12 protein-coding genes are annotated in these 13,267 nt (G+C 60.3%); 2 read left to right on the forward strand and 10 right to left on the reverse strand.

Features of this window, described 5'->3' with window-relative positions:
- Window positions 1–30: 30 nt before the first annotated feature.
- The 8 genes from V476_RS17545 to V476_RS17580 all read right to left on the reverse strand — a co-directional run bounded on the left by V476_RS17545 (window position 31) and on the right by V476_RS17580 (window position 7,874).
- Window positions 31–1,776, reverse strand: a complete 1,746-nt coding sequence (locus V476_RS17545) for an OPT family oligopeptide transporter (RefSeq protein WP_010424392.1) — start codon at window positions 1,774–1,776, stop codon at window positions 31–33.
- 218 nt (window positions 1,777–1,994) lie between these two features.
- Window positions 1,995–2,480 carry a P-loop nucleotide/nucleoside kinase family protein gene (locus V476_RS17550; protein WP_003409034.1) on the reverse strand — a complete coding sequence of 162 codons (486 nt, stop codon included), beginning with the start codon at window positions 2,478–2,480 and terminating at the stop codon, window positions 1,995–1,997.
- A 28-nt stretch (window positions 2,481–2,508) separates the two neighbouring features.
- The gene (locus V476_RS17555) at window positions 2,509–2,796 is read right to left on the reverse strand and encodes a YceK/YidQ family lipoprotein (RefSeq protein ID WP_003314115.1); all 288 of its coding nucleotides are present in this window, start codon (window positions 2,794–2,796) and stop codon (window positions 2,509–2,511) included.
- 41 nt (window positions 2,797–2,837) lie between these two features.
- A complete protein-coding gene (locus V476_RS17560) occupies window positions 2,838–3,791 on the reverse strand; it encodes an alpha/beta hydrolase (protein ID WP_024959562.1) in 954 nt (317 codons plus the stop codon).
- Between the two features lie 48 nt (window positions 3,792–3,839).
- Window positions 3,840–4,859 (reverse strand): transketolase family protein, encoded by a 1,020-nt coding sequence (locus tag V476_RS17565; RefSeq protein WP_003339860.1) that lies wholly within the window; start codon window positions 4,857–4,859, stop codon window positions 3,840–3,842.
- On the reverse strand, window positions 4,856–5,704 hold the full coding sequence (locus tag V476_RS17570; protein ID WP_024959563.1) for a transketolase: 849 nt from the start codon (window positions 5,702–5,704) through the stop codon (window positions 4,856–4,858). The genes V476_RS17565 and V476_RS17570 overlap by 4 nt, the downstream gene beginning before the upstream one ends.
- 18 nt (window positions 5,705–5,722) lie before the next feature.
- Window positions 5,723–7,024: an MFS transporter gene (locus V476_RS17575; protein WP_024959564.1), complete on the reverse strand. Its 1,302-nt coding sequence runs from the start codon at window positions 7,022–7,024 to the stop codon at window positions 5,723–5,725.
- A 100-nt stretch (window positions 7,025–7,124) separates the two neighbouring features.
- On the reverse strand, window positions 7,125–7,874 hold the full coding sequence (locus tag V476_RS17580) for an SDR family NAD(P)-dependent oxidoreductase (RefSeq protein WP_003314121.1): 750 nt from the start codon (window positions 7,872–7,874) through the stop codon (window positions 7,125–7,127).
- Between the two features lie 187 nt (window positions 7,875–8,061).
- Here V476_RS17580 and V476_RS17585 point away from each other — a divergent pair, with 187 nt between their 5' ends.
- Window positions 8,062–8,979, forward strand: a complete 918-nt coding sequence (locus tag V476_RS17585) for a LysR substrate-binding domain-containing protein (protein WP_016567358.1) — start codon at window positions 8,062–8,064, stop codon at window positions 8,977–8,979.
- An 87-nt stretch (window positions 8,980–9,066) separates the two neighbouring features.
- On the opposite strand, the gene V476_RS17590 is transcribed toward V476_RS17585, so the two are convergent.
- The gene (locus tag V476_RS17590) at window positions 9,067–10,011 is read right to left on the reverse strand and encodes a bestrophin family protein (RefSeq protein WP_024959565.1); all 945 of its coding nucleotides are present in this window, start codon (window positions 10,009–10,011) and stop codon (window positions 9,067–9,069) included.
- Between the two features lie 332 nt (window positions 10,012–10,343).
- Here V476_RS17590 and V476_RS17595 point away from each other — a divergent pair, with 332 nt between their 5' ends.
- Window positions 10,344–11,795, forward strand: a complete 1,452-nt coding sequence (locus V476_RS17595; protein WP_024959566.1) for a hypothetical protein — start codon at window positions 10,344–10,346, stop codon at window positions 11,793–11,795.
- Between the two features lie 83 nt (window positions 11,796–11,878).
- Here V476_RS17595 and V476_RS17600 read toward each other — a convergent pair whose 3' ends face one another.
- Window positions 11,879–13,198 carry a pectate lyase gene (locus tag V476_RS17600; protein WP_024959567.1) on the reverse strand — a complete coding sequence of 440 codons (1,320 nt, stop codon included), beginning with the start codon at window positions 13,196–13,198 and terminating at the stop codon, window positions 11,879–11,881.
- Window positions 13,199–13,267 lie beyond the last annotated feature (69 nt).

The raw sequence follows: 13,267 nt of genomic DNA on the forward strand, positions 1-13,267 counted from the left end.
AGCAGTTTGCCTGTCGCGCCATGCATGCAACTACCCGCCGTTCTGAACCATCTGCCACAACGACGCACCGACGCCGGTAATGCTCTCGCCGGCAATCAGGCCAGCCGCTGCGGTGATGGCGAAGCGTTCGGTAAGCGATGGCCAGCGACAGTTCACCAGCCAGGTGAGCACTGCACCGAGCGCCATCATCAACGACACCGAGGCGGGTAGTACGAAGGCCAGGCCCAGTGCTGCGGCGCTGGGCAGGTACCGGGCGCGGTGCGCGGGCAGTGTGCTGTCGAGGATGCCCAGCAGCAAACCGGCCAGACCACCGATGAAAATTGCCCAGCGGATGCTCGCCGACAGCGAGTCCAGACCGTGCGTCAGCGTCTGCGCCACCGCTTTCCAGGTCGCCACTGCCGGGGCTGGCCACTCTTCGGTGAGCAGCATCGATTGCGGGTCCGGGATCAGCGCCATATAGGCCAGGACCCCGACGATACTGCCGACGAAAATCCCCAGGGTCTGGGCAATCAACTGTTTGCGCGGCGTGGCGCCAATCGCCCGGCCTACCTTGAAGTCGTTCATCAAATCGGTGCATTGCCCGGCTGAACCGCCGGCCGTGTTGGCGCTCATCAGGTTGATCGGCACCTGACCCGGCGCGACGATGCCGAAGCTCAGTTGCGATAACTGCCCGATTGCGCCGATGGGCGGAATACCCGTGGCACCGACCACGCGCGCCGCCACGGCTGCCAGGCAGATCGCCAGAGGAATGGTCAGTAGGGCCATCCACAGGTTGATACCGAACAACAGCGCCTGCAGGCTGACGACCAGCAGGATCGCCAGCGCAAAACCGGCGGCCGGCCCGGGCTTGGGCATTGACCAGGGTGTTCCGCCGCTGGCTTTGGTAGAAGCGTGCAGTGTCCACAGGCGGATGGCCAATGAGGCCAGCGTCGAACAGACCATCAGGCTAACGCCCGGCCACAGCAACCATTCCACCAGCGCGGCGAACTGCGGGCCGCTGCTGTCGGCCGGTAGCGTCACCAGCCCCTGTTCCAGCAGCCACGGCGCCAGGCCACCCCAGGCTAGCAAGGCTCCGATCAGCAGGGTCAAGCCGACGCGAATACCGATAATCGCCCCGAACCCCACCAGCAGCAGCGAAGGGTCAGCGGTAAAGGTCAGGCGCTCCAACTGAGCGCTCGGCGACCAGCGCGGGAACGCCCACACGAACGTGTCGACCCACTTGGCCAGCGCCGACAGCAACGCAGTACTGAGCAGCACCTTGAGGCGCGTCGCAGCTTCACGGCCATGATTGTAGATGTGCAGGAGGGTTTCCAGAGTGGCCATGCCCTCGGGAAATTTCAGCGATGTGTCATTGAGCAGTGACGGCCGCAAATACCAGGCAATCCAGATCCCCAGAAAGCTCACCGAGAAGACCCAGGCGATCATCGGGATGGCATCCAGTTGCTGGCCGGTCAGCAAGGTATAAGCCGGAATCGGCGCGACCAGCCCGCCTGAAATGATAGACGCAGCGGCGGAGGCGACAGTCTGATTGATGTTGCTCTCATGCAGCGTCCACGGCAGCTGCGCGGACGAGCGCTTTGACAGCCCTTGCCAGATCGCATAACCGATCAACAACGCAATGATCGACATGTTGAACGACCAGCCGATCTTCAACCCGGCGTACACATTGGAAGGCGTCAACAGGATACCGAGTACGACCCCGGTAATGACCGCGCGTAGACTGAGCTCACGCTCGACAGGGCTGGCAAGAGGGGGCGCTGGTGAGGTCGAAAGCATGCGAATTCCTTTCGGCAATGAGACAAGGCAACCTATAAAGTGAGCGCCATATCGGCCGAAGGTTCATATGGCAGGCATCGTTGGGTGGTGGCGTGAAGGCATCCGTTTGTTCCGGTTTTCGCCGACCGGTTACGCAGGGTGCCTGTTGCAGGAACCTCAGAAATCAGAGTGCCGGAAGGACATCGCCACGCACCCTTTGGTGAGTTACAGGCGGTGAGTTACAGGCCGTGAACCAGAATATCCAGCCCCTCGTCAGTGTGTGGAATCTGGAAGTAGCGGGTGATGAGCCTGAACTGCGCATCTGTAGCCGCAAAGTCATGCTCGGCTCTTTCGTTGCGGGCATGCAGTCTGGCAAGGCAAATATCGTCCTCCACATCAAGATAGTGCAGTCGATGCTTGACCTGCGCGTCATCAGCCAGGCTGCGAAGCCACTGGCGGTCGGCGAGCGTATTGGCAGGGAAATCCAGAACCACGCACATGCCCGAATTCAGCATGTCGATAACCAGAGGGCCGATGATGTCGCGAATCCGATGGGCCAGGCGCACGTAGTCCGCCACTGATGTGATCTCGTCAGGGTAGAGCCGAGAGAGCCATTGATCTTCACTCAGCAGGATCGCTGAATGTTCGGTCGCGATTGATTTTGCCAGTGTCGATTTACCGGATGCGATCTTGCCGCACAGGAGGTGAAGTCTGGTGGCGAGCATCAACGTGTCCTTACTCTATGGGTGCCTGTCAACCAAGCACATTCAGCCCATCATTGAAATGGCACTCGCGATCATCACCGCCAAGGTTTTCCGGCAGGAAAGCGGTGAGGTCGTAGGGCAAAAACAGCGTATCCAGCGCCAGAGAGAACGGCACGTCTATCAGCCATGGCCAGGTCGATGTCACATCTTTAGTACCCCATGCCCAGCCGTGTCGTGTGCCGGGATAGACGCAACGTTCACCATCGAGGTGATACATCAGGCTCCAACAGCCGCTCAGTGAGATGGCCGTAGCGAGTAACAGGCATTGCTTGAACATACATTCCCTTGTTTCCGAATTGATGCAACATGTGCGTCATTCTAGTCGCATAACCCGGCGGCGATCATCCTGCGCATGGCGCGGGCAATATCTTGCGTAGCCTGCGTGGTCTGCTCCCCCGGCAACTGATCGAACATATGCGGCACGCCTGGGTAGACATGCAATTCCACCGGCACCCCCGAGCGCGACAGGGCCAGCCCGAATGACAGGTCCTCTTCCAGAAACAGATCGAGTGCGCCGACGCAGATGAAAGTGGGCGGTAGATCGCTCAGGTCGGTGGCCAGTGCGGGGGAGAACAGGGCCTTGCGATCATCGTCCACTGCGTAGGCACCGCGCAGGCATTCCCAGCAAAAATGATTGGCCTGACGCGACCAGCTGAAAGTGCCGGTAGTCGGGTTGGCTGGCGGAGCGTCGGGTGTGCCTGTGCGGTGATCCAGCATCGGGTAGATCAGCACCAGGCCGGCGATGGTCCGCAGACCTCTGTCTCTTGCCAGCAGGGCGAGCGCGGCAGCAAGCCCGCCGCCGGCGCTGTGGCCCATGATCACCAGATTGCTGGTGTTCATGCCCTGCGCCGCTCCGTTGCAGAATATCCATTCCAGCGCTGCGTAACAGTCCTCCAGCGGGATCGGGAACGGATGCTCGGGGGCAAGCCGGTAATCGACGGCAATGACGATTGCCTGGAGCTCGACGGCCAGCTTGGCCAGGTCATCATCGGCCATCTCCGGGCTGCCCAGTACAAAGCCGCCGCCATGGATATACAAAATGACCGGGAGGTCGGTGTGAGGGTGTGAAAGGTCCGGGCGATAAAGACATAGCCTGATGCCATTGTCCGGATCGGAGGAGGTCCAGTGTTGCTCGCCGCGCGCTGTGGCGGCGGTGGCCCAGGTGGCGCTGACGCGAGCCCTGATGTCGGCAAGGGTGTGCAGCGTCCAGTTGCTCGACGGCTCGTCCATGAACCAACGATAGGCCGGGTCCAGTAATTCATTGGCGTTCAATACGTGCTCCCGAGGCGCAGGGAGATCAGCCCCTGCGCCTGCCAGTGCTTAAAGCCACGCCTTGATCTGCGTACAGACGGCGGGCGTGGAAATGCCATAACGGTCATGCAGTGTAGGCAGCGCGCCAGCGTCGAGAAAAGCGTCCGGCAGGGCGATCTGCCTGAACGTGGGCGTCACGCCATTGCGCAGCAGCACCGTCGCCACTGCCTCGCCCAGCCCGCCAATGACCGAATGGTTTTCGGCCGTCACCACCAGCCGGCCCGGTTTTCTGGCTTCAGCGAGTATGGTCTGCTCGTCCAGCGGTTTGATGGTGGGGACGTGCAGCACTGCCACGTCGATACCGTCAGCCTGCAGCTGCTTGGCCGCTTCCAGTGCACGCATGGTCATCAGGCCGGTGGCAATGATCAGCACGTCGTTGCCAGTGCGCAGTGTCTTGGCTTTGCCGATCTCGAACGTGTAGCCGTACTCGTCCAGCACCAAGGGTACGTTACCGCGCAGCAGGCGCATGTAAACCGGGCCTTGATGCGCTGCGATTGCCGGAACCGCCTGTTCGATTTCCAGTGCATCACAGGGGTCGACGATCATCAGATTGGGCATGGCGCGAAAGATCGCCAGGTCGTCGGTGGCCTGATGGCTGGGACCGTAACCGGTGGTCAGGCCCGGCAGGCCGCAGACGATTTTGACATTGAGGTTGTCTTCGGCAATCGCCATACAAATGAAGTCATACGCGCGTCGGGAGGCGAATACCGCATAAGTGGTCGCAAACGGTACAAAACCCTCCCTGGCCATGCCGGCCGCTGCGCTCATCAGCAACTGTTCGGCCATGCCCATTTGATAGAAACGTTCGGGATGCGCCTTGGCGAAGATGTGCAGGTCTGTGTATTTCGACAGGTCAGCCGACAGTCCGACGATGTCCTGACGTTGCTCAGCGAGCGCCGCCAATGCATGGCCGAACGGAGCCGGGCGAGTGGCCTGACCCTCGGACGCGATAGACGCGATCATCGCCGAGGTGGTCAGTTTTTTCTTCGTGGCGCCGGACGGAGCCGGTGTGTGATTGGCAGAGCTCATACGGTCTTCCCCTCGTCGAGGTTATTCAGTGCGACGTCCCATTCATGCTCATCCACACGGATGAAGTGGGTCTTTTCACGGGTTTCCAGAAACGCCACGCCCTTGCCCATTTTTGTGTCGCAGATGATGACCCTGGGCTGCGTACCGGCGTGCTGGCGCGCGTTGTCGAAAGCTGCGACGAGCGCGTCCAGATCGTTGCCGTCGACCCGTTGGCTAAACCAGCCGAACGCCTGCCAGCGATCGACAATGGGTTCAAACGCCAGTACTTCACTGGAGTGGCCATCGGCCTGCTGGTTGTTCACATCGATGATCGCGATCAGGTTGTCCAGCTTCCAGTGCGCGGCGGACATCGCCGCTTCCCAGGTGGAGCCTTCGTTCAGCTCGCCGTCCGACAGCAGGTTGTAGACGAAGGCACTGGAGTTCTTGCGCTTCAAGCCCAGGCAGGCCCCCACCGCAATGCCCAGCCCATGACCCAGTGAGCCACCGGTGATTTCCATGCCGGGGGTGTAGGTGGCCATGCCGGACATGGGCAATCGGCTGTCGTCGGAGCCGTAGGTTTCCAGCTCATCGAGCGGAATGATTTCCGCCTCGATCAACGCCGCGTACAGCGCAATGGCGTAGTGACCGATCGACAGATAAAAGCGGTCGCGCTGTTCCCATTCAGGGTCTTCAGGGCGATAGTTCAGCGAGTGAAAATAGGACACGGCGAGCAGGTCCGCAGCGCCCAGCGCCTGTCCGACATAACCCTGGCCCTGAACCTGGCCCATGCGTAATGCGTGCCGGCGAATGTTATGAGCGCGCTGCGCCAGCGAGGTGGAAGGCGCAGATAAAGTAGTGGCTGTCATGGTGATTACTCCGTTGACTCAACGATTGACCGAGGCGGCAGGGATGCGCAGTACCAGATACGCGCCGATGAACAGCACGCCGGTAATCAGGTACATACCGATGGCGCTTGAGCCGGTCGTGGTGGTGATCCAGCCGATCAGATAGGGCGAACAGAAGCCGGCGAGATTGGCGAAGCTGTTGATTCCGGCGATCCCGGCGGCCGCCGATACCCCGCCCAGCAGGGTGGTGGGCAGCATCCAGAACATTGATGATGCCGAGAGAATGCCCGCTGCAGCGAGGCACAGGCTGAGCACCGACAGCAGCAGATTGCCGCCGAACAGCGCCGCCAGACTCAGCCCGAGCGCGCCTGCGATCATCGGGCCGACCAGGTGCCAGCGGCGTTCTCGATGCTTGTCGCCGCTGCGCCCCATCAACAGCATCACGACGATTGCGCACAGGTAGGGAAGGCTGGTCATCAGACCGATATGCAGCGGGTCTGAAACGCCCGCATTGCGAATCAGCGTCGGCAGCCAGAAGGTGATCGCGTACTGGCCCATCACCACGCAGAAGTAGATGCACGCCAGCAGCCATAGACGCTTGTCGCGAATGAAGGCGCCTACCGACGCGTGTACCACTTTCTGGTTGTTGTCCTCTTGCAGCTCTTTGTTGACCAGTTCCTTTTCTTCAGCGGACAACCATGTCGCCTGATGCACGCCATCCTTCAGATAGCTGAGTACCAGCAAGCCGACGATCACCGTCGGGATCGCTTCGAGGACGAACATCCATTGCCAGCCGGCCCAGCCATGAACGCCTGCGAAGCGGGTCATGATGTAGCCCGACAGCGGGCCGCCGATCATCCCGGACAGCGGGATGGCGATGAACCACAGCACGGTCATGCGCGCGCGGCGATAAGAGGGGAACCAGTACGTCAGGTACAGCAGCAGACCGGGTGCCAGACCGGCTTCCGCCACCCCGAGCAGAAAGCGCAGGGCGTAGAACTGCCAGGCAGTTTCGACAAAGGCGAAGAGCGCGGAAATGATCCCCCAGGAGATCATGATGCGGGCGATCCAGCGTCTGGCACCGACCCGGTGAAGGATCAGGTTGCTGGGCACCTCACAGAGGAAATAACCGATGAAAAACATGCCTGCACCCAGCCCGTAGACGGTTTCGCTGAAGGCCAGGTCGTTCATCATCTGCAGCTTGGCGAAGCCGACATTGACCCGGTCCAGGTACGCGCACAGGTAGCACAGCATCAGGAACGGCATCAGTCGCCAGGCGGTCTTGCGGTAGGCATTGGCGCGCGTGGTCGACACCGCGTCGAGGGTCATGGTGGTTATCATGATGGTCTGATCTCTTGTTTTTATAGATCGCCAGGCAACCGCCTGGCGTATCGTCGATCCAGAACAAACACAGGCTGTTTGCCAGCCCGTCCACTCGCGGTCAGTGAATCAGCATGCCGCCGTTCACATCCAGCGTTATACCGGTGAGGTAGGACGACAGGTCGCTGGCCAGAAACAGCGCAGCATTGGCCACGTCCTGCGCCGCGCCCAGACGACCCAGCGGGATGCCATCGATGATCGCGTGGCGTCGCTCGTCCTGCATCAGGCCGCCGGTGATATCGGTATGGATCAGGCCGGGGGCGATGGAGTTGACACGCACCTGATCGGGTCCGAATTCCCGCGCCATTGCTTTGCCAAGTCCCAGCACGCCGGCTTTCGCGGCGCTGTAATGAGGCCCGCCGAAAATGCCGCCGCCGCGCTGGGCGGAAACCGAAGACATACACACGATACTGCCCGAGGACTGGGCACGCATGGTCGGGATCACCGCTTGCGACATGAGCAAGGTGCCGCGCAGGCTGACGTCGAGCACCTTGTCGTAATCGGCAGGGCGGATGTCCAGGGTCTTGATGGGCTGTGTGATACCGGCGTTATTCACCAGGATGTCAATGCGACCGTAGTGCGCGATGATTTTGCTGACGGCCTCGTGAACCTGGTGTTCGTCGGCGACGTTGGCTGCCAGGCCCAGATGACCTTCGCCCAGTGCGGCGGCGGCATCGCGTGCTGCGGACTCGTCGAGATCGATGATCACCACACGTGCGCCATGGTTGGCGAAGGTGATCGCAGTTGCGCGACCGATACCGCGCGCCGATGCCGCACCGGTGATCACTGCAATTTTGCCTTGAAGAAGCATGAGGGTTACCTCTGATTATTGTTATGGGTTCGATTCGGGTGATCGATGACTTCAGAGTGTTCCCGGTGTCGGTCCTGAGCAATGCCGCAAAAATCACTGGATGCTGAAAAAAATTCACCTCTCGTCAATTCGGCAGGTGAGTGGTTGAATGAACGAAATTCAAATAATCGGACACAGCGGAGCATCCATGCGGCCTGATGACGAGGCACCTCTGAGCCTGCCACCGCTGAAAGCGCTTCAGGCCTTCGAGCAGACGGCGCGTTTTGGCAATTTGGCCAGAGCCGCCGAAGTGCTGGACCTGACGCCGTCGGCAGTCAGCCACCAACTGGCTCGTCTGGAGGCCTTGATTGGTCGCCAGCTGTTCGTTCGGGCCGCGCGTGGTGTGACCCTTACGCCGGTGGGTGAGCAGTATCTGAAAGATGTCTCTGGAGTGCTGCACAGCCTCGCCGTCGCCACCGAGCGTGCCACCAGCGATGTCAGCCTCGATTGCCTGCGTCTGCATTCTGCGCCCAGTTTCGGGCTGCTGTGGCTGATGCCGAGGCTGGAAGCCTTTCGGGTAAGCCACCCGGACATTCAGATCAACCTGTCGTGTTCTTACGAGTCGCTGCATTTCAGCAGGGACAAGATCGACGTCGATATCCGGCATGGCAGGCCGAACTGGCCGAGTTATGAAGTGCGCACCTTGCGTGATGAGAAATTCGCTGTGCTGGCGTCTCCGCAGCTGTTGGCGCGCCGTCCGGTGGAGAGCGCCGCTTGCTTGCTCGACCGCGAATTGATTCTGTCCGAGGCCACACTGCTGAAGTGGCCTGAATGGTTTGCCCGGCATGGCCTGGCTCGCCCGGAAAAACCCTACGCGCTGAGTTTCGACCGCTCATACATGACACTCGAAGCGGCCAGCCACGGGCTGGGGTTTGCGCTGGAAAGTACGTTGCTGGCGCAAAAATACCTGGCCACGGGCGAGCTGATCGAAGTTGCCCCTCAAGCCCTGACTGCACCGGTCGCTGCGCACCATCTGGTATTCCCCAAGGCGCACTCCAGCTTCCCCAGAGTCAGGCGATTTCTTGAATGGATGGAAGGCGAACTGGGGCAGGGATTTGTGTTTTGAACCGTGCTGCCTGTGGTCTGGCAATGGGATGCTCAATGTCCCGGGTGGCGTGCCAACGTTGAATATCGGCACGCCAGCCAAGCGCTTCTAAACGACCAGCCGATGCGGTTGCCAGGCGCTGTCCTGCTGGTCTTGCGCTTCAATCACCAGACTTTGCCTTGCCGGTGCGTCAAACATCGAGCGCAGGTTCTTTTCGATGGTGTTGCACAGGTCTTCCATGCGGATCCGGTGCTGGCTGGCGCCGAACGGAGCTTGCAGGTCAGTGCCGATGCGGTCCATTGCCAGCAGCATGCAGCCGACCACCGTGGATATCGCCGGGGTGAACCAGCCCAGAGTGGTCACCATGCTCAGCGGCATGATGATGCAGAACAGCGTGCTGAACAGTCTGGGGAAATAGACATACGGGTAAGGCAGCGGCGTATTGGCGATACGCTCCATGCCGCCCTGGCAGTTGGACAGTTCGACCATGGTCGACTCCAGTCGCGCCAGACGGATGCTGTCGATTCGCCCTTCGGCAAATTCTTCGGAGATCATGGCCGCCGAGCCATTGAGGATGTCATTGGGAAAGTTATTGCTCTCCTTTGCGCGCTGAATCTCGGAAACCGGTAACAGCCCTTCGAGTTTTGCTGTGCTGACATCGCCTTTCAAATGAGCGCGCAGTACCCGCAGGTAAGCCACGTGACGATTGAACAATACTTCTTTCACCGGGTTGCCACGCTCGTTGGCATTGCCTTCAATCAAGGTCAGTACCTGGCGGCCATAGCTGCGCGAGCTGTTGACCATCGCGCCCCATAACGTGCGTGCTTCCCACCAGCGGTTGTAGGCGCTGGAATTGCGGAAGCTGATCAGCACGATAAGCGCCGAGCACAACAACGTAAGCGGCATCAGGGGGAGATCTATCCCCGCACCCTGGATCAACATGAAGTCCATGGTCACGGCCACGTCCCAGAGCAGAAGCCAGAACAGTGACCAGCCAACGTAGGTGACCGTTCTGCTGATGCACCGCCATTTTTTTTCAAAAGGACCAGGCATTGCGGCACTCCTTTGCTGGGTTGGAAGGGGTTTGGCGCGGTCAATCAACACACCACGCTGCAAACTTACTGACCGAGGCTTAAAGCTCGCTTAATTCTCCATGGTGGCGAAACAGTTACGCCTGTCTTGACCATTTCAACAGCTGGAACCCCCGGCACCCTTGCGACCACACAGCCTTGTCGGTCTTCTTCGCTGACGGGCTCCCGGACGTTTGCAATTGTTACCACTCTCGGACCGACGCCCCATTGCCTTGCCTGTTCGCAGGCCAGTCGTCCGGCCAGACCCGTCTCGTCGCGTTGCTACGCAACTTACGCAATAGAGAGGGAGTTTCAATGCACATCAACCGAAACGGCAGCCCGCAGCCCAGCATCGAGCTGGAGCGCTTTTATTCCGCATCGCAATCATTGGCCTCCAGTTCCGTACGCGAGCTCAGCCCTGCCGAGCAGACCATGTTGGATTCCATTACCGATTACCTGAAAGATCATGTGTTCGCTGCGCACAAACTGCCGTTGAGTGAGTCGACCGTCGACCAGGATGCCGTTCGTGCGCACAACGAGCAGATCGACAACATTATCGACTCTCGCGCCAGACGTTTGCTGGACGAGGGGGATACGCCTGCCACCATTGCCGACACCTTCGCCAAGGCGGAGAAGTTCGACAGGATGGCAACCACCGCTTCGACCGCGCTGCGCGCCACGCCGTTTGCCGCTGCGTCAGTGCTGCAATACATGCAGCCTGCCATCAACAAGGGCGACTGGCTGCCGACGCCGCTCAAACCCCTGACGCCATTTGTGTCCGGAGCGCTGTCCGGGATCATGGATCAGGTCGGCACCACGGTCATGAATCGCGCCACGGGCAACCTGCACTACCTGAGCACCTCGCCTGAGAAACTGCATGATGCGATGGCTGCTTCCGTGAAGCGTCATTCGCCGGGTGTCATGCGTCAGGCGGTCGATCTGGGCATTGCCGTTCAGACTTACAGCGCGCGTAATGCGGTGCGTACCGTACTGTCGCCAGCACTGGGATCCAGACCCGCCGTGCAGGGTGCGGTCGACATCAGCGTGTCGGCGGCAGGCGGCCTGGTGGCCAACGCGGGGTTCGGCAATCGGATGCTCAGTGTGCAGGCGCGTGATCACTTGCGCGGCGGTGCATTCGTGCTCGGCATCAAGGACAAGCAACCCAAGGCAGACTTGAGTGAAGAAACCGACTGGCTCGATGCCTACAATGCGATCAAGTCAGCCAGCTACGCCGGCGCGGCGCTGAACGCCGGCAAGCGGTTGGCGGGTCTGCCGCTGGACGTCGCCACCGACGGCCTGAAAGCAGTGAGAAGCCTGGTGTCGGCCACCGGTCTTGCGCAAAACGGGTTGGCCCTGGCAGGCGGCTTTGCCGGCGTGGGCAAATTACAGGAGATGGCGACCAAAAATATCACTGACCCGGCCACCAAGGCGGCGGTCAGCCAACTGACCAATATGGCCGGCTCGGCAGGCGTTTTTGCGGCCTGGACCACCGCAGCGGTCGCAACCGATCCCGCAGTAAAAAAAGCCGAGTCGTTCTTGCAGGATACGGTTAAATCGGCGGCGTCGAGTTCGACCAGCTATGTAGCCGACCAGACCGTCAAGCTGGCCAAGGCGGGCATTGACGCGAGTGGCGAAGCGATTACTGCGACCGGGGCATCCTTGCGTGACACATTACGTCGTCGCAATGCTCGTGAGCCGGACATCGAAGAGGGTGGCATTGCAGCGGGTTCACCGAGCGCGGTGCCGTTCCAGCCAGGGCGCTCATAAGCGTCTCCAATCATAGCCGGTAAAGGAAAGGGGCGCCCTCTACGGAATGCGCCCCTTTGCTTGTTCCTCATGTATGCGTCGTATCAGAGCTCGGTGTGCTGGGTAGACGCCTTGGTCTTGTCATAGGCGTGCTTGACGTCGGTCATGGCGATGTCGCCAGTGGCCAGTTTCAGATCGTCACTGTCGCTTTTGACGAGGGCGAACTTGCCATGGGTCGCGTCCACGCCATTGAGCTCGACACTCATGTCATCAAACTGCTTGCCACCATTGGTGCGGACCAGCGTACCGAAATCGGTGGCCTTGAAACCGTCGACTTTCAGGTGGGTATCGGCGTTGAGCTGAATGACCTTGTCATCGGCACCGTTGGCGCTGCTGTTAGTGATGTTCAGGTTGGTGACCTTTGCGCCTCCTTCGCCCTTGACCGTGATCATGTCTTCACCGACGTTCTGGGCGTGCACGTTATCAATGGTGACTTGCTCCGAGTTTTTGGCATTCACGTGGATGCCGTCGGCTTCGTTCTCGCCCAGGTTCACGTTTTTCAGTACAGCGCCTTCGGCCAGTTCGAACAGGGGCTTCTGATGTTCGTCCTGGTCGCCGGTGCCCATCGACTTGTCGGCGGTAAAGGTTGCACCGTGGCCGTCATACACCTGGTCAGGACCGACTTTGATGGTGTCTCTCACGACATTGACTTCGCCGGATTGCTCAAGAGAGCCCGTTGTATCCGAAACCGTTCCGTTGCCCGAGTTGCGGCCGGGATTGGCCAGTTGCGGGGTGACTTGAGGTGTTACGCCATCACCGCTGTCGCTTCCGTTGTCGGTCGAAGGCGTGCCGCTGCCGTCTGCGCCAGTCGACGCATAGCTGCCGCCGCCGTCACCTTCAGTGGCCGGGGATGTACCGCCACCATCGCCACCACCCGACGCCGCTGTTGTACCGCCGCCGTCACCGCCTGAAGTCGCCTCAGTACCGCCTCCGCCGTCGTCCCCGCCTGAAGCCGCCTCAGTACCACCGCCACCGCCTTCGGTCGATGGTGTACCGAGTCCGCCATTGTTCTGAAACGGGTCTTGCCACTCGTTGGCGTCCTGACCCGTGTCCTGTTTTTTATTGAGGTTCATGAGCATTTGCAGCAGCGATGTGACGAGCGCGCTGAGCAGCTTGACGACATTGGATTGAGGGTCAGTTGCAGCATTGCTGTCGGTGGGGCTTTGAACCGTATTGTCGGGTTTTCCGAAACTGACGTCTTTCTGGCTGGTAGTGTCGAACAGCAGGGCACTCGGGTCGACGGCCTGTGCAGTGCTCTCCTCGCTGAACGTATTGGTCTGCGGGCTTTTGCCGCTCAGCGCCGAGAAGTCCAGCTGGGTTGAAGCGGGTTGGTAGGAGGTGGAGGAGTTGATACCGATGCTCATGGTGCTTTACCTCGATGGGATGGACATATGAACCAGCGTCGTCTTCCGGAGTTACCGGCGTTGATCGCC

The sequence above is a fragment of the Pseudomonas syringae KCTC 12500 genome (assembly GCF_000507185.2).
Taxonomy (GTDB): domain Bacteria; phylum Pseudomonadota; class Gammaproteobacteria; order Pseudomonadales; family Pseudomonadaceae; genus Aquipseudomonas; species Aquipseudomonas syringae.